Origin of the sequence: Nocardioides sp. Arc9.136 (assembly GCF_030506255.1) — a bacterium.
In the GTDB taxonomy this organism is placed as follows: Bacteria; Actinomycetota; Actinomycetes; order Propionibacteriales; family Nocardioidaceae; genus Nocardioides.
This window is the reverse complement of sequence record NZ_CP113431.1, coordinates 1,196,436-1,218,020: the sequence shown is the minus strand read 5'-3', so window position 1 is coordinate 1,218,020 and position 21,585 is coordinate 1,196,436. Positions and strand designations below refer to the sequence as shown.

Below are 21,585 nucleotides of genomic sequence, written 5' to 3'. Positions count from 1 at the left end.
CAGCCTAGGGACCCTCGGCCGGGTCGGCGCCTCTCCTGGGCCCGCGGCGGGGTAGTCCGGCACGCACGAGCCCTTGGTGGGCTCGGCGGGGTAGTCCGCCACGTGCGCGCCCTTGGAGGTCGGCCGAAGGGCGCACCCGTGCCGGACTACCCGGCGAAGGACGCAGACGTGCCGGACTACCCCGGCGAAGGGCGCACCCGTGCCGGACTACCCCGGCAGACGCGAGCCTCAGGAAGACTTCCGCGTCGCCGCCCACTCGCGGAGCCGGTCGATCCGGGCGTGGAGCTGCTCGGCGTTCGCGACGGCGGCCGCCGGGCCGCCGCACTCCTTGCGCAGGGCCGCGTGGGTGATGCCGTGGGCCTGGCCGGTGCGGTGGTGCCAGGCGGCGACCAGGCCGTTGAGCTCGCGGCGGAGCACGGCGAGCTGCTCGTGCGTGCTCAGCTGCGCGACGGAGTCGCCGGCGGCCTCGGCCGGGGTGGCGACCGCCTTCTGCTTGCGCGCGCGGTCGCTCTGCCGCTGGCGCAGCAGCTCGCGCATCTGGTCGGGCTCGAGCAGGCCCGGGATGCCGAGGAAGTCCATCTCCTCCTCCGAGCCGACCTGCACCTCGCCGGCGTGACCCCACTCGCCGCCGTCGAAGAGGACGCGGTCGAAGCGTGCCTCCGAGCCGAGCGCCTCGAAGGACATCTCCAGCTCCGCGGACGCCGACTCGCTCTCGTTGGCCCGGGCCAGCAGCTCGTCCTCGGCGGCGAAGATGTCGCCCTCGTCGGTGACCTTGCGCCCGAGCACGTGGTCGCGCTCGACCTCCATCTCGGAGGCGAAGCCGAGCAGCGACGGCGCCGAGGGCAGGAAGACCGAGGCCGTCTCGCCCCGGGCCCGGGCCCGCACGAAGCGGCCCACGGCCTGGGCGAAGAACAGCGGCGTCGACGTCGTGGTCGCGTAGACGCCGACCGCCAGGCGGGGGACGTCGACGCCCTCGGAGACCATGCGGACCGCGACCATCCAGCGGTCGTCGCTGTCGGTGAACGCCGAGATCTTCTTCGAGGCCAGCTTCTCGTCGGAGAGCACGACGACCGGCGACTCGCCGGTGATCTGCTTGAGCAGCTTGGCGTAGGCGCGGGCGCTGTCCTGGTCGGTGGCGATCACCAGGCCGCCGGCGTCGGGCACGTGGCGACGTACCTCCGAGAGCCGCTTGTCCGCCGCGGCCAGCACCGACGGCATCCACGACCCGTTCGGGTCCAGCGCCGTGCGCAGCGCCTGGTTGGTGAGGTCCTTGGTCAGCGGCTCCCCGAGCCGGGCGGAGATCTCGTCGCCGGCGCGCGTGCGCCACTGCATCTCGCCGGAGTACGCCATGAACAGCACCGGCCGCACGACGTGGTCGGCCAGCGCGTGGGCGTAGCCGTAGGTGTAGTCGGCGACCGAGCGCGGGACGCCGTCGGCCCCGGGCGCGTAGGTGACGAACGGGATCGGGTTGATGTCGGAGCGGAACGGCGTGCCGGTCAGCGCCAGGCGCCTCGCGGCGGGCTCGAAGGCCTCGCGCACGCCTTCGCCCCACGACAGCGCGTCGCCGGCGTGGTGGACCTCGTCGAGGATGACCAGCGTCTTGAACCGCTCGGCGCGGATCCGCATCGCCAGCGGGTTGACCGCGACACCGGCGTAGGTGACCGCGACGCCGACGAAGTCACCGGAGGTCTTGCCCTTGCCCGCGGCGTACGTCGGGTCGATCGGGATGCCGGCACGGGCGGCGGCCTCGGCCCACTGCAGCTTCAGGTGCTCGGTGGGCGCGACGACGATGATCCGGTCCACGATGCGCCGGCCGAGGAGCTCGGAGGCCACCGACAGCGCGAACGTCGTCTTGCCCGCGCCCGGCGTCGCGACCGCGAGGAAGTCGCGCGGCTGCTCGGCGAAGTACTTCGTCATCGCCGCCTGCTGCCAGGCGCGCAGCGACGGCGCAGTGCCCCAGGCGGCGCGCTCGGGCCACGCCGGGCTCAGGGCCGGCGTGAGGGTGAGGTCCTCGGTCTGCTGGGTGCTGGAGCGGTCGGTCGGGCGGTCGTGCCGTCCGGTCACTCGTCGTCCGAGTCGTCGCGCATGCTCTCCCAGGCTTCCTTGCAGTCGGGGCAGACCGGGAACTTCTCCGGGGCGCGGCTGGGCACCCACACCTTCCCGCAGAGTGCGACGACGGGGGTGCCCATGACCATCGCCTCGGTGAGCTTGTCCTTCTCCACGTAGTGGGAGAACCGCTCGTGGTCACCGTCGTCGGTGGGGACGGTGCGCTGGTCCTCCCGGACCCGCTCGTCGACGGCGGTGCCGGTCCCGAATCCGATCTGGCTCACGGGGCCAGCCTACGTCAGGAACGACGTGGACGAGGCAGCCGCGGGGATGCCCGGAGCATGGGAGGGGCCTAGTTGAGGTCGGGGTCGACCGGTCGCGTGGAGTGCCACGCCATCTCGCCGGGCTGGCGGCGCAGCACGTCGCGCCAGAGCCCGGTGGGGTCGAGCCGGAACGCGTCCCGGGGCTCCCCCGGCACGACGTACCAGCTGCCCTCATCGATCTCGGCCTCGAGCTGGCCGGATCCCCAGCCGGCGTACCCGGCGAAGATGCGCAGGCCGACGAGCGTGCCGTCGATGAGCTCCATCGGCGTGTCCAGGTCGAGCAGGCCGAGCCGCCCCTCGACCTCGCGGAAGCCGACTGGGGCGTCCTCGGCGTCGCGCAGGAGCGCGACCGCCAGCGCCCCCTCGGGGCCGACCGGACCGCCCTGGAAGAGGACCTCGGGCTCGGCCACCACCTCGCCCCAGCTCCCCAGCACCTCCGAGACCGGGACGGGCGAGGGGCGGTTGACCACGACGCCGAGCGCCCCACCGGCGTCGACGTCGAGCAGCAGGACGACGGACTCCGCGAAGTTCGGGTCGAGCAGGGCAGGGGTGGCCACCAGCAGGTTCCCCGCGCGCAGCTCGCTCACCACTCCACTATGGCGCACCGCGGGCGAGCCAGCGATGCCCCGGGCGCACCGGGCCTCAGGCCGCCAGCGCGGCCTTGAGCCGGCCCAGGCGGTGCCGCAGCGAGGGACGGGCGCCGAAGCGACCGGCGCCGTCCGCGCCCCGGGCGGCGGCGATGGCGGCGCTGAGGGTGCGGGCCCGCTGCTCGATCCGCGCGCCGGCCGCGGCCGCACGGGCGGCGCTGCGGCCGTCGTGCGCGCTCCCCCGGCCGGCCATGACCGCGAGCAGGACGTGCTCCTTGTGGGTCGCCTTGGCGATGGCCGCAGCCATCGCCTCGTCGACGGGGTGCTCGCGGTAGTGGTCGAGGATCGCGCGGACCCCGGGCATCTCGTCGGCGAGCGTGCGCCAGGCGCTGATGACCGCACCCTCGAGGTCCATCGGCTGGTCCAGCAGCTCGCGCTCGATGCGCCCGGCGAGCCGGGTGTGCCACCGCAGCGACAGGGCGCCGTACAGCGACAGCTCGTCGCCGATGGTCTCGCGGACGCCGGTGACGCCCATCGGGAGGAGGCCGTCGCGGCGCTGGTCGGCGGTGCGGATGACGGAGCGCAGGATCTCTCCGCGGTGGTGAAAGGAAGTCCAGGTCATGGTCTGCTCCTTCGAAGGGCCTCACATACCGTGAGTACGTACCCACAGTACGGAGCCATACTCGCGGTATGCAACGACGCAGCGGGTGATCCCGGCCACCCGCGGCGCCGCCGGGTGCCTAAACTGCCGGGATGCCACCGAAGCCGAGCGTCTCCAAGCTGGTGCCGAAGGTGCCGAAGGTCCCGGCCGTGCCGGGCGTCACCGGCGGCAGCCGCCGCCAGCAGTACTCCGCCTCCACCAAGCGGGCGCTGGTCGACGTGGCCGAGGAGCTCTTCACCGACCACGGGTACGCCGCGGCGTCGCTCGACACGATCGTGGCCGGCGCGCAGGTGACCAAAGGCGCGCTCTACCACCACTTCAGCGGCAAGCAGGCGCTGTTCGAGGCCGTCTTCGAGCGGGTGGAGGCCGACGCCTCCCGGGCGATCCAGAAGGCGCTGCGCGGGCAGAAGGACCCGTGGGACAAGGCGCTGGCCGGCCTGCAGGCGTTCCTCGCGGTGGTGCAGGAGCCGCGCTACCGCCGGATCGTCATCCAGGAGGGCCCGTCGGTCCTCGGCTACGAGCGCTTCCGCGAGCAGGAGGAGCGCTCGACGTTCGCCAACGTCCTCGAGATCGTCCGGTCGGTGCTCAGCGCCGGTACCTGGGAGCTCGAGGAGGACATGCTCCAGACGTTCGCGCGGATCTTCTTCGGCGCGATGTCCTCGGCCGGGGAGTCGGTCTCCAGCGCCGACGACCCGATCGCCGCCGCCGAGCGCGTGGAGACCGCGATCGCCTTCATCCTCCAGGGCTTCCAGGCCCTCGCGACCGCGGGCGTCCCGCTGCCGGGCGCCACGGACGCGGCCGGCGGGGACGCCGCCGGCCGCCCGGTCAGCGGCTGAAGCTGACGTTCCCCGCCTCGCGCGGGACCAGCTCGACCCAGGTGTGGCCCGCCGGGACCTTGAGCTCGCCCTGCTTGGTGGAGAGCTCGATCGGGGCGTCGAGGGCGTCCTTGGACCAGGTGCCCCGCACGACGCGGCCGTCGTGGAAGAGCAGCGCCTCGCCCTTGCCCTCGAGCTTGGTCTCGGGGACCGGGTTGCCCGCGGGGTCGCGGTAGCCGGCGTCGCCGACCTCCACCCGGAGCACCAGCACGGTGTCGGCGGGGAACTCGTCGCCCTCGGCGGCGTAGGTCCCCTCGTTGACGTAGCCCCCGTCGCGGAAGGACCAGGTCGTGGTGTGGCTGCCGCCGAAGCTGGCCGCCAGCGAGGTCGCCGGCTTGCCCTTCGGCAGGTCCTTCGCCTCGCCCCAGGAGAGGTAGTCCGCGGGACGGTCCCCGCCCTTGGTCAGGGTCGCGGTCTCGGCCATGTCGGTGAACAGGTTGTACGGCGCGCTGCGGCCGCTCGCGCGGTAGAAGCCCTTCGCGCCCTCACCGAAGAACTTGATGCCGGCGCCGTTGATCCGCTTGATCGTGATCGGCGCCGCGCCGCTGGTCACCATCGCGGCGTCGACCGGGCTGACGATGCCGATGTCGCTGGCCCGCATCGACCGGACCGGGCCGGCGTCGCTCGGGATGCGGGAGTAGAAGAAGGCCGCGAGCCGGGTCATCCCGCCCTCGACGAGCTCCTCGACGACCAGGTCCGCGGAGCCGAGGCCGACCTGGGGTGCGCTGGAGGAGGTGTTGTCCATCTTCAGCACCAGCACGGGGTGGTCCTGGCTCGCGGAGTCGTCGCCCTTGACCGGCAGGCCGGTGAGGGGCCAGGTCGAGGCGAGCGTCGAGCCGGCGCTCGTGCTCTGCGGGTCGGCGCCGCCCTCGCCGGAGCCCTCGTCGCCCCCGCCGCAGGCGGTCAGGAAGAGGGCGGAGGTGGCGAGGGTGGCGACGAGGGCGCGGGTCCGGGTGCGGCGCACGGCGGGCTCCAATGCAGGTGGTGACGGGTGAATGACTACAGGTTCGATCGACTTCGAGGCGTCGCGTCCAGTGTGCGACGGCACGCAGTCGCTGGCGCGCAGGCGCGCCACGGGGAGGGGCCGACGGAGCCGGCCCCTCCCCGGAGGTCTCAGCCGAGCTTGGCGCCGCCGTCGACGTACAGCGTCTGGCCGGTGATGTAGGAGGCCTCGTCGCTGGCCAGGAACGCGACCGCGGCCGCGATGTCCTCGGGGTAGCCCACCCGGCGCACCGGGTTGGCCTCCGCGTTGAGCTTGCGGAACTCCTCCACGTCGATCCCCAACCGCGCAGCGGTGGCGTCGGTCATCTCGGTGGCGATGAAGCCCGGCGCGACCGCGTTGGCGTTGATCCCGAACGGGCCCAGCTCGATGCCCAGCGTGCGGGTGAAGCCCTGCACGCCCATCTTCGCCGCCGAGTAGTTCGCCTGCCCCCGGTTGCCCAGCGCCGAGACGCTGGAGAGGTTCACGATCTTCCCGTACTTCTGCTCCACGAAGTGCTTCTGGGCCGCCTTGGTCATCAGGAACGCACCCTTCAGGTGCACCCCCAGGACCAGGTCCCAGTCGGTCTCGGTCATCTTGAACAGCAGGTTGTCGCGCGTGATCCCGGCATTGTTGACCAGCACGTGGATCCCGCCGAGCTCGGAGACGACCCGCTCGACCGCGGCGTCGACCGAGGCCGCGTCGGCCACGTCCGCGCCGATCCCGACCGCCTTCGCGCCACCGGTGACCGGCAGCCGCCCGGCCGCCTCCGCGGCAGCGGACTCGTCGAGGTCGAGGATCGCGACCGACGCGCCCTCCTCGGCGAACCGGGTGGCGGTGCCGAACCCGATCCCGCGCGCGGCTCCGGTGACGACGGCGACCCGCCCGTCGAATCGACCCATGATCTGCACTCCTGCTCCTCGGTGGCGTGGACGGCCCACACGGTAGACCAGCCTCAGTCGAGGACCGCACGCAGTCTCGCGGCGTACGCCGCCCGCTCGTCGAGGTGCTCGTAGCGGTGCCGCGGCCAGAAGAACCCCCGCAGCCCGTCGCCCTTGGTGCGCGGCACGACGTGCAGGTGCAGGTGCGGCACCGACTGGCTGACCACGTTGTTCATCGCGACGAAGGAGCCCTGCGCGCCCAGCCCCTCGACGACGGCGGTCGCCAGCCGCTGGGCGTGGGCGAGGAAGGGGTCGCGCAGCGGCGCGGGCAGGTCGGGCAGGGTCACGACGTGCTGGCGCGGCACGAGCAGCACGTGCCCCTTGAACACCGGCCGCTGGTCGAGGAACGCCACGAAGTCGTCGTCCTCCAGCACCCGGTCGGCCTCGGACTCCCCCGCGACGATCCCGCAGAACACGCACGCCCCGCCCGGCGCGGCGGCGGCCATCAGTGGCACACCGCTGCCCCGCAGGCGCGCTCGACCGGAGCCGGCACGGCCCGCCCGCTGCCCCCGACGGCGTCGAAGTGGTGGTTGTCGGAGCGGCCGTAGGTCCACCGCAGGCCGTGCGCCGCCATCAGCCGCACCACCGGGTGGCTCGAGGACCGCCAGGCGACGAGGGGGTGGGTGCGGGACACCCACCAGCCGTTCGGCGTCCAGCCGTGGGAGGCGCGGTAGGGGTTCTCCCACGGGTTGACGTCCAGCGAGCGGCCGTAGGAGTGCGGCGAGCGGACGCCGGGGCGTCCGACGACCCAGCGGCAGTTGAAGGCCGAGGTGTTGCCCGCGGCCATCGAGCGGTAGTCGTCGGCGCCCTGCAGCCGGGCGGACCAGCCGAACCGGTCGACGCGGTACATCGAGCGGATCGGGAGGCGGCGGTCGTGCATCGCGGCGAGGGCGGCGCCCATCCGGCCGGCCGCGGACGCGGCGGCGACGACCTCCCCGCGGTGGCGGTAGCCGTCGTAGCCCCAGTAGTTGACCCGCACGAGCCGCAGGCCGGCGCGGCCCACCGGGCAGCCGGGGTGCCAGCTGCGGCCGACCATCGAGCGCCAGACGCCGTCGGGGATGCGGCTGACCGTGACGTTCGCGCCGGGGCGGGTCGCCCGCGGCTGGGCGGGCAGCCCGACGCGCGGCCGGGGAGCGCCGGCCGGCAGCCGGACCGGGTCGCCGGGCGGCACGTTGTCGATGCGGTGCACGCCGCTGGTCGCCCGGGCGGCCCACGCCGTCCCGGTCGCCCTCGCCCGCCAGGCGGTGTCCACCCGGGGCCGCACGACGACCTCGGCGCGGCCCTGCTCGTCGGTGCGTAGCGTCCGCGCGAGGCGCCACGGCCCGCCGCGGTCCTTGCGGAACAGCTCGACCACGCCCGCGACGGCCTCCCCGTTGCCGGTGCGCCACAGCACGCCGACCGGAACCCGGCGCTCGTCGACGACCCGCCGGGGCCCGGTGACGCGGACCTGGCTGGTGCGCTCGACCAGCGGCGCGGTCACCGGACCGGATCCCGAGGCGGCGTACGTCGCGTCGCCGGCGAAGACCGCGCGGAACGCGTTGTCGGCCGGCTGCCGCGAGAGCACCGCCCGGGAGGCGGCCCGGCCGGCGGCGTCGGTGACGACCGTCGCGACGGCGGTCCACGAGCCGCCGGACCGGCGCTCGAGGGTGACCGGCGCGCCGGCCACCGGGGTCCCGTCGGCCGCGGAGGTCAACGTCGCGACCACCTCGGTCGGCCGGTCGGCGTACCCGCCGGGCACCGCGAGCGCCAGCGTGGTCGGCACGGGTTCCGCGGCCGCCGCCGGCGGGGCGAGCCCCGCGAGCAGGGCCAGACCGGCCACGACCGTGATGAGCAGGGTGGAGCAACGCCCGAGCATGCACGCGATCATGCCGTGCCCCGCCGACGGATCAGGACAGCCAGTCCTCCCGCGCGTCCACGGCGGAGTCCGGGTGGTCGGCGAAGACGCCGTCCACCCCGGCCTCGAAGAGGGCCAGCAGCTCGGCGCGGACGTCGCCCTTGGCGGTCGGGCTGGTGCCGCGGCGGAAGTTGGTCGCCATGAACTGGTTCTCGTCGCGGACCGTGAAGACCACGACCTCCAGCCCGGCGCGGTGCGCGTCGGCGACCAGGCTGCTCGGGGCGGTGGCGGCGCCGGCGGCGTCGCGCGGCAGCACCAGGTCCTTGTTCGGGCCGAGCCAGTCGGCGTACCGCGCGATCCGCCGCAGGCCGGCCGGCGTGACCAGCTGCTGGTACGTCGTGCCCGAGCCGGCCAGGTCGAACGGGCCGCCCGCGGCGTCGACCAGCTGCTCGATCGGGGCGTCGACCATCCGGTCGAGCTCCCGGAGGTTGCTGGTCTCGAACGACTGGATGAGCACCTTGGCCCGGCGACCGTCCAGGTCGTGCTTGCGCAGCAGCCGCACCATCGGCTCCTCGAGGGAGAGCCCGATGGAGTCGAAGTAGGTGGGGTGCTTGGTCTCCGGCGCGACGCCGATGGTGCGACCGGTCTCCTTGCGCAGCCTCTTCACCAGCTCGAGGACCTCGGCGAAGGTCGGCACCTCGAAGCGGCCGTCGTAGCGGGTGTTGTCGGGGCGGACCTGCGGCAGGCGCTCCTTCGCGCGGAGCGTCTTGAGCTCGGCGAGGGTGAAGTCCTCGGTGAACCAGCCGGTGACGGGGCGTCCGTCGATCGTCTTGGTGGTGCGCCGGTCGGCGAACTCGGGGTGGTCGGCGACGTCGGTGGTCCCGGAGATCTCGTTCTCGTGGCGGGCCACCAGCACGCCGTCCTTGGTCGGGACCAGGTCCGGCTCGATGTAGTCGGCGCCCAGCTGCACGGCCAGGCGGTACGCCGCCAGCGTGTGCTCGGGGCGGTAGCCCGACGCGCCGCGGTGGCCGACCACGATCGGCGCGGCCTGCCGGCCGGCGGGCGGCTTCGCGGCACGCTCGCCCGGGTGGGCGTCGGCCGGGGCGAGGAAGGCCGGGGCGACGAGCGCCGGGGCGAGCAGGGCGGGGAGGAGGGTGAGCGCGAGGGCGCGGGTGCGGGAGGTCCTCGTGCGAGGGGTCCGGGTCCGAGAGGTCATGGTCCGACCCGACCGGTCGGTGGTGGCCGGACGGTCACGACCGGGTGACGCGACCACGAACGTCGGCGGTCCAGCCGCCCGTCAGCCGAGCACCGACGGGGGCGGCTCGCGGTCCGGCACGAGCTCGGCGACCAGCCGCCGGACCCGGGCGTCGAGGTCGGCGACGATCGCGCGGACCGTGGCCGGGTCCTGGCCGCCGGGATCGGCGACCGGCCAGTCGACGTACCGGACGCCCGGGACGTAGGGGCACTCCTCGCCGCAGCCGAGGGTGACCGCCAGGTCGCTGGCGGCCACGGTGTCGCGGGTGAGCAGGGACGGGGTCTCGCGGGAGGTGTCGAGGCCGAGCTCCTCGAGCACGACGACGACCTCGGGGTGGACGTGCTCGCCGGGCTGCGTGCCCGCCGAGAGCGCACGGACGCGGCCGTCGGCGTAGTGCTCGGTCAGCACCCGGGCGATGACCGAGCGACCGCCGTTGCGGACGCAGGCGAAGACGACCTGGGGAACGTCGGTCGCGGGGCCGGGCGCAGGGTCTGTCGCGGGGTCTGTCATCGGGGGGCTCCTGCCGGGAAGGCGCGGCGGACCGCGAGGCTGACGTAGACGAGGCCGATGAGCACGGGCACCTCGATGAGCGGGCCGACGACACCGGCGAGCGCTTGGCCCGAGGCGACGCCGAACACGCCGATGGCGACGGCGATGGCGAGCTCGAAGTTGTTGCCGGCCGCGGTGAACGAGACCGCGGTCGCACGCTCGTAGTCGAAGCCGAGCGCCCGGGTGAGCAGCATCGAGCCGCCCCACATCAGGACGAAGTACGCCAGGAGCGGCAGCGCGATCCGGGCCACGTCGAGGGGCTGGGAGGTGATCCGGTCGCCCTGCAGCGCGAACAGCAGCACGATGGTGACGAGCAGACCGTACAGCGCCAGCGGGCCGATGCGCGGCAGGAAGCGCTCCTCGTACCAGTCCCGGCCGCGGGAGCGCTCGCCGAGCCGGCGGGTGAGGTAGCCCGCGAGCAGCGGCACGCCGAGGAAGACCAGGACCGACCGGGCGATCTCCCAGGTCGAGACCGACAGGCCGGTGCCCTCGAGCCCGAGCCAGCCGGGCAGCACCTCGAGGTAGAACCAGCCCAGCAGCGCGAAGGCGACCACCTGGAAGACGGCGTTGACCGCGACCAGGACCGCCGCGGCCTCGCGGTCGCCGCAGGCGAGGTCGTTCCACACCAGCACCATCGCGATGCAGCGGGCCAGCCCGACGATGACCAGGCCGGTGCGGTACTCCGGCAGGTCCGGCAGCATCAGCCAGGCGAGGGCGAACATCAGGGCCGGCCCGAGCACCCAGTTGAGGACGATCGAGGTGCCGAGCAGCCGGCGGTCCGCCGTCACGTGCCCGAGCTCGTCGTAGCGCACCTTGGCGAGGACGGGATACATCATCACCAGCAGTCCCAGGGCGATCGGCAGGGACACCGAGCCCACCTCGACGGCGGCGAGCGCGTCGTCGAGGCCGCCCACCGCGCGACCGAGGAGCAGGCCGGCCGCCATCGCCAGCCCGATCCAGACCGGCAGGTAGCGGTCGAGCGTGGAGAGCCGGCCGCCGGCGGCGGTCTCCGTCACCGTGTCGCTCACCGTGCCACCGGCTCCGGGGCGAGGGTGAACAGCCCGGCGAGGGCGGAGACCGCCTCGCGACGGGCGCAGTAGTAGACCCAGCTGCCGCGGCGCTCGCGCTCGAGGAGCCCGGCCTCGTGCAGCACCTTGAGGTGGTGGCTGACCGTCGGCTGGCCGAGGTCGAAGTGCGGGAGCAGGTCGCACACGCACGCCTCGCCGCCCTCGTGGCTGAGCACCAGCGACAGCAGGCGAAGCCGGGCGGGGTCCGCGACCGCCTTGAGCAGCGGGGTCAGGGCGGTCGCGTCCGCCGCGCCCAACGGTTCGCGCGCCAGCGGCACGCACCGGGTCGCGGCGGGGTCGAGGGACGAGGCGATCGGCATCGACATGCGTCGATATTGACAGACATCGATGCGGGAGGCGAGTCCCGGGCTGCCGCTCTCGCTCAGTCCAGCGTCAGCGCGTAGCCCCGGCCGCGCAGGCGACGGATCCGCGCGACACCCTCGAGCCGGTGCCGCAGCCGGGCCACGTGCACCGCGATGGTGTTGTCGCTGGGGCCGACCGCCTCGCTCCCCCACAGGGCGGTGCGCAGCTCGTCGTTGCCGACGACGCCGGGTGACCGCCGCAGCAGCACGTGCAGCAGCTCGAACTCCTTGCCGGGCGGGTCGGCGGCCCGCTGCCCGTGGATCCAGACCGCGTAGCTGTCGGTGTCGAGCACGATCGGGCCGTGCCGGAGCTGGGCCTGGGGGCGCAGCTCCGAGGCGGGGCGCTGGAGGGCGGCCCAGAGGTCGGCGGGCGTGAACGGCCGGGTCAGCACGCTGCGGGCGCCGGCCAGGACCATCTGGCCGGCCAGCGCGGCGTCGCCGGCGTCGACGAGGGCGACCACCAGCGGGTCCCCGTGCCGCAGCAGCGCCGTGACCACCTCGGCCGCGGGGGCGCCCTCGACGCCGGAGGCCACGACGACGACGTCCGGGCGGGCGTCGCCGAAGTGCACCAGCGCGTCGAGCGCGGAGGCGAAGGCGCTGACCTCCACGCCCTCGCCGCGCAGTGCGCACGCCACGGCGTCGGCGTCCTCGGCGGGGCCGATCACCTGCACGGGCGCACCGTGCGCGAGGGCCGCGGCAGCGCCCGGGACGGCCTCGATGCTGCGGCGCATCGCCTCTGCTCCTGTTCGTTCGTCGTTCGTCGCCGGACCCCCGACCGGCAGAGGCGGGATCAGCCGAACCGGCCGGAGATGTAGGCCTCGGTCGACGGGTCGTCGGGGTTGGCGAAGACCTTGCTGGTCGCGTTGAACTCCACCAGGTGGCCCGGCTCGCCGGTCGCCTTGAGGTTGAAGAAGCCGGTGTCGTCGGACACGCGCGCAGCCTGCTGCATGTTGTGGGTGACGATGACGATCGTGTAGTCGGTCTTGAGCTCGTGGATCAGGTCCTCGATCGCCGCGGTGGAGATCGGGTCCAGCGCCGAGCACGGCTCGTCCATCAGCAGCACCTGCGGCTCGACCGCGATCGCCCGGGCGATGCAGAGGCGCTGCTGCTGGCCGCCGGAGAGGCCCATGCCGGGCTTGCCCAGCCGGTCCTTCACCTCGTTCCACAGGTTCGCGCCCTTGAGCGACTTCTCGACGATCGCGTCGGCCTCGGACTTCTTCATCCGCTTGGCGTTGAGCCGGTTGCCGGCCAGCACGTTCTCGTAGATCGACATCGTCGGGAACGGGTTGGGGCGCTGGAAGACCATGCCGATCTGGCGGCGGACGGCCACCGGGTCGACCGAGTCGTCGTAGAGCGACTGGCCGTCGACGACGACCTTGCCCTCGACGCGGGCGCCGGGGATCACCTCGTGCATCCGGTTGAGCGAGCGCAGGAAGGTCGACTTGCCGCAGCCGGACGGGCCGATGAAGGCGGTCACCGCGCGGGCGCGGATGGTCATGTCGACGCCCTCGACGGCGAGGAAGTCCCCGTAGTAGATGTTCAGGTCGGAGATGTCGATGCTCTTGGCCATGAGAGGTTCCTTGGGGTGTCAGCGCCCGGTCTTGGGCGCGAAGATCTTGCCGACGGCACGGGCGAGGAGGTTGAGCGCCATCACGATGGCGACCAGGACCAGGGCGGCGCCCCAGGCCCGGGCGGTCTGCTCCGCGTCGTACTTCCCGCCGGTGGTGACCGAGGAGAAGATGAACACCGGGAGCGTCGCCATCCGGCCGTCGAACGGGTTGAGGTTCAGGGTCGTCGTGGTGCCGACGATGATCAGCAGCGGCGCGGTCTCGCCGGCGACGCGGGCGATGGCCAGGGTCACGCCGGTGACGATGCCGCCGAGGGCGGTGGGCAGGACGACCTTGACGATCGTGCGCCACTTCGGCACGCCCAGGGCGTACGACGCCTCGCGCAGCTCCTCGGGGACGAGCTTGAGCATCTCCTCGGTGGCGCGGACGACGATCGGGATCATCAGCACCGACAGCGCGACCGCGCCGCCGATGCCGAAGCGGACACCGGGGCCGAAGATCAGCGTGAAGAGCGCGAAGGCGAAGAGGCCGGCCACGATCGAGGGGATGCCGGTCATGACGTCGACCAGGAAGGTGACGGTCCGCGCGAGGCGGTTGCCCTTGCCGTACTCGATCAGGTAGATCGCGGCGAGGACGCCGATCGGCACCGAGATCGCGGTGGCCAGCGCCGTGATCACCAGCGTGCCCATGAGGGCGTGGTAGATGCCGCCGCCCTCGCCGAGCACGCCGCGCATGTCGTAGGTGAGGAACTCGCTCGAGAGGACGCCGTACCCGTTGGAGACGACCTCGTAGACCAGGCTGACCAGCGGGATCATCGCCAGGGCGAACGTCGACCAGGCGATGGTCGTGACGAGCCGGTCCTTGGCGCGGCGGTTGCCCTCGACGGCCGCGGACCAGGCCGGCAGGACGACGACGAGGAGCGCCCAGGCCAGCAGGACGACGGCGACGACGGACCAGCCGAGGAGGATGCCGAGCAGGGCGGCGACACCGGCGGCGACGACGGCGGCCAGCGCCGGGGCGTACGACGGGATCTGCGGCGCCACCAGCGGCATGTGGGTGGGCGGAGCGGCGACGGGCCGCTCGTCGGTCATGGACATGCGAGCCTCCTCAGGCCTTGACCTGGCCCCGCGCCGCGATCCAGCGGCCGAGGAAGTTGACGGCGAAGGACACGACGAACAGCACCAGGCCGCTGAAGATCAGGACGTTGATCTTGGTCCCGGAGGCGTTGCCGAAGTTCAGGGCGATGTTCGCGGCGATGGTCGACGGGTTCTCCGCCGAGATGAGGTCGAAGGTGATGATCCCGCTCGCCGAGAGGACCATCGCGACGGCCATGGTCTCGCCGAGGGCTCGACCCAGGCCGAGCATGACCGCCGAGATGACCCCGGACCGGGCGTAGGGGAAGACCGTCATCCGGATCATCTCCCAGCGGGTCGCGCCGAGCGCGAGCGCGGCCTCCTCGTGGATGCGCGGGGTCTGCAGGAACACCTCCCGGCAGATCGCGGTGATGATCGGCAGCGCCATCACGGCCAGCACGATGGCGGCGGTGAGGATGGTCCGGCCGGTCTGGGCGGGGCCGTCGAAGAACGGTAGCCAGCCCAGGTTGTCGGCGAGCCAGGCGTAGACCGGCAGGATGGCCGGCGCCAGCACGGCGCGGCCCCACAGGCCGTACACGACGCTCGGCACGGCAGCCAGCAGGTCGATGAGGTAGCCCAGGGTCCGGGCGATGCGGCGCGGGGCGTAGTGGGAGATCACGAGCGCGACGCCGACCGCCAGCGGTGTCGCCACCAGCAGGGCGATGATCGCCGCGAGCAGCGTGCCGAAGAGCAGCGGCCACACGTACAGGACGATGTTGTCCTTGCCGTAGGCCTGCTCCCCCGACGCGCTGATGGCCGGGACGCCCTCGATGATCAGGAAGATCGCCACGCCCGCGAGCGCGAGCATGATCAGCAGTCCCGCGCCCGTGGCGAGGCCTGCGAAGACCGAGTCCCCGCGGCGGCTCGTCGCCGGCGGCGCGCCGGCCGCGGTGGTGGTGGTGGACACCTGGTGCTCCTCGTGTGGTGCTGTCGTTGCCTGGGACCTGCCCGGGGTCACCGGGCGGCGGCCCGCCGCGCGCGGGTGAGGGCCCGACCCGGCGGGGTCGGGCCCTCACTCATGCAGCGGGGGTGGTCACTCGACGGTGATGCCGTCGACGAGGCCCTGGACCTCGGTGAGGAGCTCGCTGCTCAGCGGGGCCGAGCCGGCCTCGTCGGCGCCGAACTGCTGGCCCTCCTCGCTGACGATGTAGGTCAGGTAGGCCTTGGTCAGCTCGCCCGCCTCGGCCTCGTCGCCGGAGTACGACGGGCACGCCAGGAGGTAGGAGGTCAGCACGATCGGGTAGACGCCAGCCTCGTCGGTCTCGTAGTCGAGGTCGAAGACGATCGAGCCCTCGCCGCGGCCCTCGACGCGCGGGGAGACGTCCAGGATGGACGCCGCGGCCTCGGCGGTCGGGGCGACGAACTCGTCGCCGACGCCGACGTTGGCGACGCTGAGCTCGCCGGCCTGGCTGGCGTCGGCGTAGCCGATGGAGTTGGTGCCGCTCTTGACCGCGGACACGACGCCGGAGGTGCCCTGGGCGCCCTCGCCGCCGAACTCCTGCGGCCAGGTCTCGACCGCACCGGCGGACCAGACGTCGCCGGCGACGATGTCGAGGTAGTTGGTGAAGTTCTCGGTGGTGCCCGACTCGTCGGAGCGGTGGACCGCGTTGATCTGGGCGGAGGGCAGCTCGGCGTCCGGGTTGTCCTCGGCGATCTCCGGGGCGTCCCAGCTGGTGATCTCACCGGCGAAGATGCCGGCGATCGTGTCGGGCGAGAGGTTGAGCTCGTCGACGCCCTCGACGTTGTAGACCATCGCGATGGGGCTGACGTAGTTGGGGACCTCGATGGGGGCCTCGCCGCCGCAGCGCTCGGTGGCGTCGGTCAGCTCGTCCTCCTCGTCGGTGAGGTAGGCGTCCGAGCCGGCGAACGGGAAGGCGGCGGAGATGAAGTTCTCGCGACCGCCGCCCGAGCCGACCGGGTCGTAGGTGACGGTGGCGTCGGGGTTGGCCTCCTGGAAGCCGACGATCCACGCGTTCTGGGCGGCCTCCTGGGAGGACGCGCCGCCGCCGGCGAGCTGGCCGCTCACGCTCTCGCCGCCGCCGCTCCCACCGCTGCCGGTGTCGCTGCCGCTGTCGTCGTTGCCGGCGCTGCACGCCGAGAAGGTGAGGACGAGGGCCGCGAGGCCCGGGATGACCGCCGTACGAACGGAGGTGGTCTTCACTGCTGCTCCTGAGGATTCGTGAACGTGACGACCCAGAAGCTAGGTAGTGAAGGTGTATGAACCTGTCGCGCTGTATGAACGAAGAATGAACGACACCCGGACATCGCCTCAAGGGCGGTGAGCGCCGCCACAGCAGCGCGGGGTGCCGCCCCTCACCGCGGTGCCACGTGGAAGACCGGCCAGCCGATCTCGGTGCGCCACCCGGCCGGGTCGGCGGTGTCGCGCGGCCCGACCAGGTAGGTCTCGCGGATCGGGCCGGCCACGGCCAGGGCGTTGGCGACCAGCCACGCGCCGACCTCGCCGTACGTCACCGCGATGTCGTCGTGCTCCCCGGCGTGGGTGGCGACGGCCAGCTCGACCGGCGGGAGCGTCGCCGGGTGCACGCGCCCGCGGCGCGGAGGGCTCTCGGTCGGGACGTGGACCAGGACGTGGCCGTGGCCGACCTCGAAGAGGCTGTTGTCGTACAGCCCGCCCGGCGCACCGGTCGGCTCGTCGACCACCGCGTCGAGCTCGGCCATCGCGCCGGCGTACCAGGGCAGGACGTCGTCGAGGTCGACGTCGCCCTCCACCGCGGCGACCGTCGTCCCCGGGACCACACGCAGCTCGACGTGGACCGGCGCCGGCTCCGGGCGCAGCAGCCGCCGCAGCGACACCACGGCGGCGCGCGTGCGCTCCAGCTCGGACTCCAGGCGCCCCAGGTGGTCGGCGACCATCGCGGCGCGCGCGCCCGGGTCGGTGGCGGCCAGGATGCGGCGTACGTCGGCGAGCGGGACGTCGAGCTCGCGCAGGCGGTGGATCACCTGCGCGGTCGGGATCTGGCCCGCGTCGTAGTACCGGTAGCCCGTCGCCGGGTCCACCGTGGCGGGCACGAGCAGGTCCGCCTCGTGGTAGCGACGCAGCGTGCGCACGCTCAGGTGCGTCAGCCGCGAGAACTCCCCGATCGCCAGCACGGTGCGCAGTGTGCACCCTCCCCCGGCGGGAGTGTCCAGTGCTTGACCGTCCTCCGCGAGGACGCCGCACGCTGGCCGCATGACCGCACCCGTCACCATCGAGCCCACGCAGCTGCCCGCCACGATCCGCGCCTACCTCGCCGCGAGCGCCGCACGCGAGGCCGAGGCCGCCGTCCGGACCTTCACCGCCGACGCCGTCGTCACCGACGACGGCCGGACCCATCGCGGCACCGAGGAGGTGCTCGAGTTCCTCCGCCACGGCGGCGGCCCGTTCACCTGGACCAGCCGGCTGGTCGGTGCCGAGCGTGCCGACGAGACCCACTGGGTGGCGGTGAACCGGATCGAGGGCGACTTCCCCGGCGGGGTCGTCGAGCTCCGGTACCGGTTCACGCTCGTCGACGACCTGATCGCCGAGCTGGCCATCGCCCCCTGAGCCGCACGGGACCCCCGGTTCCGCACGCGGGAGCACACGACACCACGACACAGCAGGGCCGCCCCGGCGTGGGGCGGCCCTGCTGGTCAAGAGAGGTGAGGCTGGTGGTGGTGGAGCTGGCGGGAATCGAACCCGCGTCCTCGAGCGTCGAACCAGGTCTTCTCCGGGTGCAGTCCGTGGTGTCGCTTTTCTCGGCCCCGGGGCTCGCACGGACACGTCCCCGACAGGCTCAGTCACGGAATAGTCCCGCTCACCCTCCGTGACCCGGAGTGAGCAGCAAGTCTCCTAGATGACGCCAGGTTCCGGGACGGAGACGGATGCCCGGTCTGACGCTTCGATCACCGCTCAGGCGGCGAGAGCGAAGGAACTGCGCTTAGCGTTGGCAGTTATAGGTTTCCAGCGAGCGTTTACGAGATGACGCTGGCTCCTCGACCCGCTTCCCCTGGAACTAACGTCCCAAGTCGAAACCGATCAGCCCCTCTTGAGTTGTGCTGCACGGCGCGAGCCGCGTCGAGCAGTCTACGGGGTCCAACCAGGCCGACGCACCGGTTGTTCCTCCGCCTGGTGCTCCGTGCCCGGCGGGGGCGCCGTCAGGCCACCCGCGCGCCGTGCGCCTGCGCGGCGGCGACGAACTGCGCGGCGTACCCCGCCTCGCGGAAGTCCTTGAGGGAGTTGGCCGAGAAGCGGTTGATGTGCTCGCGGCTGACGTTGCACGCGACGTCCCCCATCGGGCCGTGCAGGCGGAGCGCCGCGACGGCGAACGGGCCGACGCCCTGCCGCTGCACCCACACCTCGGCGCACGGCACGACCCACGCCGCCGTCGTCGCGCCGTCCGGGGTGAAGGTCAGCGTGCCGTCGGCGAGCGCCAGCGTGCCGTACGTCGACCCGAGCGACCCGCCCATCGCGCCGATCGCGCTCGAGCCGAGGACCTGGACGTTCCACGTGCTCGGCACCGGTGCGAACGCGCCGCCCGGGACCGGCGCCACGACCGGCGGCGCGGCCGCCGCGCGCGAGCGCGTCAGGACGAGGGCGAGCAGGCCGGCGACCAGCAGGCCGAGGAGCAGGGGCACCACGAGGGCGAGGAGCACGATGACCGTCACGGGCGCCCCGCCCCGAACAGGCGCAGGCCGTTGTGCCAGCAGACGTCGCGCAGCCAGTCCTCGCCCAGGTCGAGCGCGGCCAGCCCGTCGAGCTGGTGGCGGTAGGGGTACGGGATCGTCGGGAAGTCGCTGCCCAGCAGCACCTTCGGCTGCAGGTCGCGCAGCCGCGGCACGAGCCCGGAGGGGTACGTCGCGGGGAAGAAGTCGGTGAAGACCATGGTCGTGTCGAGGTGGACCCTCTCGTGGGTCTCGGCCAGCTCCAGGAACTCCTCGAACTCCGGAGCGCCCAGGTGCGCGATCACCAGGGCGAGTCGCGGGTGGCGGGCCAGCACCCGCCGGGTCGACTCCGGGCCGGTGAACTCGTTGGGCACCGGACCGGACCCGGCGTGCACGACGACCGGGGTGCCGGCGTCCTCCAGCACGCCCCAGACCGGCGCGAGCAGCGGGTCGTCGAGGTGGAACTCCCCGACCTGCAGGTGCAGCTTGAACACCTCGACGCCGGCCTCGACCGCCTCGGCGACGTACGCCGCGGCACCCTCCTCGGGGTAGAACGTCGCCGAGCGCAGGCTCTCGGGGACGCGCTCGGCGAAGGCCGCGGCCCAGGTGTTGAGGTACGCCGCGACCCCCGGCTTGTGCGCGTAGGGCAGCGCGGAGAAGCGGCGCACGCCCATCGCGCGGAGCAGGTCGACCCGGTCCTCGACGGCGCTGCGGTAGCGGATCGGCCAGTCGCGGCCGATCTTCGGGCCGGCGCTGTCGAAGACCGCCCACACCGCCCGCTGGATCGGCGGCGGCAGGAAGTGCACGTGGACGTCGACGAGCCCAGGCAGCCCGAGGGCCTCCCAGAACGCCACCACGTCCGGCGCGTCGCTGCTCCGGTCGACCGGCTCCTCCGCCCCGGGGCGCACGCCGGCCCGCAGGTCAGTCACGCATGCCCTTCAGGAACCGGCCGACGGCCTGCTCCTTCTCGCGGTTGGCGGTGCGCTCGGCGATCGAGTTGCGCTTGTCCCACGACTTCTTGCCCTTGGCCAGCCCGATCTCGACCTTGGCCCGGCCGTCCTTGAAGTAGAGCGCGAGCGGCACGACCGTGAGGCCCTTCTCGCTGACCCGGCGCTCGATCTTGTCGATCTCGGCCCGGTGCAGCAGCAGCTTGCGCTTGCGGCGGGCGGAGTGATTGGTCCAGGTGCCCTGGGAGTACTCCGGGATGTGCACGCCGTGGAGCCACGCCTCGCCGGCGTCGATGTCGACGAACCCGTCGACCAGCGACGCCCGGCCCTGCCGCAGCGACTTCACCTCGGTCCCCTGCAGCGCGAGACCCGCCTCGAAGGTGTCCTCGATGGCGTAGTCGTGACGCGCCTTCTTGTTCTGCGCGACCATCTTCTGGCCCTGCTCCTTCGGCATCCCACCAGTGTCCCAGAGGGACGCAACGCGGTTGTCGGGGGCGGGCCGGACGCGGGCAGGAGGGGTCAGAAGTACGGCATCGGGTCGGTCGAGGAGCCGTTCGCCATGATCGTGAAGTGCAGGTGGCACCCGGTCGACCAGCCGGTCGAGCCGACGTACCCGACGACCTGGCCGCGCTCGACGTGCTGGCCGGCACTGACGGTGTACCGCGTGGCGTGGTTGTAGACCGCGGTGATCAGCTTGCCGTTGACCTGGCCGACGTTGAGGTACATCCGGTTGCCGTAGACCGAGGAGTAGTAGCGGGTCATCACGGTGCCGGAGGCGACGGCGTACAGCGGGGCGCCGCAGGCGACGCCGAAGTCGGTGCCGTCGTGCAGTCCCCAGTAGTGGTAGATCGGGTGCTCGCGATAGCCGTACGGCGAGGTGACCGGGCCGGACGAGGGCCGCATGAGCAGGCCGTCGGTGGTGCCGCGGTAACCGCGGTGCTTGGCGGCCGCGCGGCGCGCCTGGTCGAGGATCCGCTGCTTGATCCGCTGCTCCTTGGCCCGGAGCCGCTGCAGGACCGCCCGGTCCTTGGCCCGGGCGCTGCGCGCGGACTGCTGGGCCGAGCGCCGGTCGCCGACGCGGTCCCGGACGGTGGCCGCGGCCGCGGCGGCCTCCTCGTGGAGGCCCCGCATCGTCTCGAGGTGCTCGGCCGCCTCGCGGCGCTGGTCGGCGACCTCCTCGGTGGCCTCCTCGACGTTGTCCTCGCGGACCTCGAGCAGCACCTCGGCGGCGTGCAGCTCGTCGTAGGCCCGCGTCTCGCGGCCGACCATGACGTCCTGCGCCGACATCCGGCGGGTGAGGTCCTCCGGCGTCTGCGCGTCGAGGATCGAGGCGAACGCCAGCAGCTCGGGGTCGCCCTGCTCGTAGATCGAGGTGATCGTGTCGGTCACGCGCTCGCGCTGGACCTCGAGCGCCTCCTGGCCCTCGGCGAGGTCGGCACGCGCCTGCTCGAGGCGCTGCTCGGCGGCCTCGAGCTTCTCCTGCATCCGCTCGTCGAGCAGGCGCGCCGCACCGAGGCGGGCACGGACGTCGGCCAGCTCGGCCTTGGCCGCGCGCAGCTCACCGACCGCCGCCTCGAGCCGGGCGCTGGCCTTCCGCAGCTGGGCGCTGGAGTGCTCGAGGTCGCCCTCGGCGTGCTCGAGGTCCTTCTGGACCTGCTTCTGCTCCTGCTCGAGGTCGTCCTCGGCACCAGCGAGGGGTACGGCGAGCGCACCGACGGCCACGGAGCAGGCGATGGTCGCTGCTGCCAGTCGTCGGCGTGCGGCACGGGGGAAGAGGCGCACCGGGTCAGCCTTCGTCTTCGGCGATCAGGGGAAGG

The 21,585-nt window shown here is 73.1% G+C and carries 24 protein-coding genes and 1 other RNA gene; 2 read left to right on the top strand and 23 right to left on the bottom strand.

From position 1 onward, the window contains the following. Positions 1-228: 228 nt before the first annotated feature. From OSR43_RS05845 to OSR43_RS05830, 4 genes are all read right to left on the bottom strand, one after another. Positions 229-1,989: a DEAD/DEAH box helicase gene (locus OSR43_RS05845; RefSeq protein WP_302271592.1), complete on the bottom strand. Its 1,761-nt coding sequence runs from the start codon at positions 1,987-1,989 to the stop codon at positions 229-231. A gap of 71 nt (positions 1,990-2,060) precedes the next feature. Further along, entirely contained in the window at positions 2,061-2,330 is a 270-nt protein-coding gene (locus OSR43_RS05840) for a DUF3039 domain-containing protein (protein ID WP_302270200.1), read from the bottom strand. Positions 2,331-2,398: 68 nt separating this feature from the next. Further along, positions 2,399-2,956 (bottom strand): YqgE/AlgH family protein, encoded by a 558-nt coding sequence (locus OSR43_RS05835; RefSeq protein ID WP_302270198.1) that lies wholly within the window; start codon positions 2,954-2,956, stop codon positions 2,399-2,401. A gap of 55 nt (positions 2,957-3,011) precedes the next feature. Then, on the bottom strand, positions 3,012-3,578 hold the full coding sequence (locus OSR43_RS05830; protein WP_302270197.1) for a hypothetical protein: 567 nt from the start codon (positions 3,576-3,578) through the stop codon (positions 3,012-3,014). 131 nt (positions 3,579-3,709) lie between these two features. Between OSR43_RS05830 and OSR43_RS05825 the strand changes: the two genes are divergently transcribed. Beyond that, positions 3,710-4,453 carry a TetR/AcrR family transcriptional regulator gene (locus OSR43_RS05825; RefSeq protein ID WP_302270195.1) on the top strand — a complete coding sequence of 248 codons (744 nt, stop codon included), beginning with the start codon at positions 3,710-3,712 and terminating at the stop codon, positions 4,451-4,453. Here the strand turns inward: OSR43_RS05825 and OSR43_RS05820 are convergent. From OSR43_RS05820 to OSR43_RS05755, 14 genes are all read right to left on the bottom strand, one after another. Next, positions 4,443-5,456 carry a DUF3048 domain-containing protein gene (locus OSR43_RS05820; RefSeq protein ID WP_302270194.1) on the bottom strand — a complete coding sequence of 338 codons (1,014 nt, stop codon included), beginning with the start codon at positions 5,454-5,456 and terminating at the stop codon, positions 4,443-4,445. The two genes, OSR43_RS05825 and OSR43_RS05820, sit on opposite strands and share 11 nt — an antisense overlap. 149 nt (positions 5,457-5,605) lie before the next feature. Next, on the bottom strand, positions 5,606-6,373 hold the full coding sequence (locus OSR43_RS05815) for an SDR family NAD(P)-dependent oxidoreductase (protein WP_302270193.1): 768 nt from the start codon (positions 6,371-6,373) through the stop codon (positions 5,606-5,608). 53 nt (positions 6,374-6,426) lie between these two features. Beyond that, positions 6,427-6,858 carry an HIT family protein gene (locus OSR43_RS05810; protein WP_302270191.1) on the bottom strand — a complete coding sequence of 144 codons (432 nt, stop codon included), beginning with the start codon at positions 6,856-6,858 and terminating at the stop codon, positions 6,427-6,429. Beyond that, positions 6,858-8,267 carry a M15 family metallopeptidase gene (locus tag OSR43_RS05805; RefSeq protein ID WP_302270190.1) on the bottom strand — a complete coding sequence of 470 codons (1,410 nt, stop codon included), beginning with the start codon at positions 8,265-8,267 and terminating at the stop codon, positions 6,858-6,860. The genes OSR43_RS05810 and OSR43_RS05805 overlap by 1 nt, the downstream gene beginning before the upstream one ends. Before the next feature lie 31 nt (positions 8,268-8,298). After that, positions 8,299-9,462 carry a glycerophosphodiester phosphodiesterase gene (locus OSR43_RS05800; RefSeq protein ID WP_302270188.1) on the bottom strand — a complete coding sequence of 388 codons (1,164 nt, stop codon included), beginning with the start codon at positions 9,460-9,462 and terminating at the stop codon, positions 8,299-8,301. A gap of 81 nt (positions 9,463-9,543) precedes the next feature. Beyond that, positions 9,544-10,011, bottom strand: a complete 468-nt coding sequence (locus OSR43_RS05795) for a low molecular weight phosphatase family protein (RefSeq protein ID WP_302270187.1) — start codon at positions 10,009-10,011, stop codon at positions 9,544-9,546. Then, positions 10,008-11,078, bottom strand: a complete 1,071-nt coding sequence (gene arsB, locus OSR43_RS05790; RefSeq protein WP_302270186.1) for an ACR3 family arsenite efflux transporter — start codon at positions 11,076-11,078, stop codon at positions 10,008-10,010. Before arsB ends, OSR43_RS05795 begins: the two co-directional genes overlap by 4 nt. Continuing rightward, positions 11,075-11,443, bottom strand: coding sequence for a metalloregulator ArsR/SmtB family transcription factor (locus tag OSR43_RS05785; protein ID WP_302270185.1), 369 nt, complete (start codon positions 11,441-11,443; stop codon positions 11,075-11,077). Before OSR43_RS05785 ends, arsB begins: the two co-directional genes overlap by 4 nt. A 56-nt stretch (positions 11,444-11,499) precedes the next feature. Then, the gene (locus tag OSR43_RS05780; RefSeq protein WP_302270184.1) at positions 11,500-12,210 is read right to left on the bottom strand and encodes a response regulator transcription factor; all 711 of its coding nucleotides are present in this window, start codon (positions 12,208-12,210) and stop codon (positions 11,500-11,502) included. Between the two features lie 59 nt (positions 12,211-12,269). Continuing rightward, the gene (gene pstB / locus OSR43_RS05775) at positions 12,270-13,049 is read right to left on the bottom strand and encodes a phosphate ABC transporter ATP-binding protein PstB (protein ID WP_302270183.1); all 780 of its coding nucleotides are present in this window, start codon (positions 13,047-13,049) and stop codon (positions 12,270-12,272) included. Positions 13,050-13,067: 18 nt separating this feature from the next. Then, positions 13,068-14,144, bottom strand: a complete 1,077-nt coding sequence (gene pstA / locus OSR43_RS05770) for a phosphate ABC transporter permease PstA (protein ID WP_367891516.1) — start codon at positions 14,142-14,144, stop codon at positions 13,068-13,070. Between the two features lie 10 nt (positions 14,145-14,154). Beyond that, entirely contained in the window at positions 14,155-15,087 is a 933-nt protein-coding gene (gene pstC / locus OSR43_RS05765; protein WP_302270182.1) for a phosphate ABC transporter permease subunit PstC, read from the bottom strand. Positions 15,088-15,213: 126 nt separating this feature from the next. Continuing rightward, a complete protein-coding gene (locus tag OSR43_RS05760) occupies positions 15,214-16,341 on the bottom strand; it encodes a phosphate ABC transporter substrate-binding protein PstS (protein ID WP_302270181.1) in 1,128 nt (375 codons plus the stop codon). 152 nt (positions 16,342-16,493) lie between these two features. Continuing rightward, positions 16,494-17,291 (bottom strand): MerR family transcriptional regulator, encoded by a 798-nt coding sequence (locus tag OSR43_RS05755; RefSeq protein ID WP_302270180.1) that lies wholly within the window; start codon positions 17,289-17,291, stop codon positions 16,494-16,496. Positions 17,292-17,370: 79 nt separating this feature from the next. Between OSR43_RS05755 and OSR43_RS05750 the strand changes: the two genes are divergently transcribed. Further along, positions 17,371-17,724 carry a nuclear transport factor 2 family protein gene (locus OSR43_RS05750; protein WP_302270179.1) on the top strand — a complete coding sequence of 118 codons (354 nt, stop codon included), beginning with the start codon at positions 17,371-17,373 and terminating at the stop codon, positions 17,722-17,724. Positions 17,725-17,832: 108 nt separating this feature from the next. On the opposite strand, the gene ssrA is transcribed toward OSR43_RS05750, so the two are convergent. From ssrA to OSR43_RS05725, 5 genes are all read right to left on the bottom strand, one after another. After that, positions 17,833-18,203, bottom strand: a transfer-messenger RNA (tmRNA) gene (gene ssrA, locus OSR43_RS05745). Positions 18,204-18,314: 111 nt separating this feature from the next. Further along, a complete protein-coding gene (locus OSR43_RS05740; RefSeq protein ID WP_302270177.1) occupies positions 18,315-18,824 on the bottom strand; it encodes a hypothetical protein in 510 nt (169 codons plus the stop codon). Continuing rightward, entirely contained in the window at positions 18,821-19,750 is a 930-nt protein-coding gene (locus OSR43_RS05735; RefSeq protein WP_367891515.1) for an amidohydrolase family protein, read from the bottom strand. Before OSR43_RS05735 ends, OSR43_RS05740 begins: the two co-directional genes overlap by 4 nt. Further along, positions 19,743-20,222: an SsrA-binding protein SmpB gene (gene smpB, locus OSR43_RS05730; RefSeq protein ID WP_302270176.1), complete on the bottom strand. Its 480-nt coding sequence runs from the start codon at positions 20,220-20,222 to the stop codon at positions 19,743-19,745. The genes OSR43_RS05735 and smpB overlap by 8 nt, the downstream gene beginning before the upstream one ends. Positions 20,223-20,287: 65 nt before the next feature. Then, positions 20,288-21,550 (bottom strand): M23 family metallopeptidase, encoded by a 1,263-nt coding sequence (locus tag OSR43_RS05725; protein WP_302270175.1) that lies wholly within the window; start codon positions 21,548-21,550, stop codon positions 20,288-20,290. Positions 21,551-21,585 lie beyond the last annotated feature (35 nt).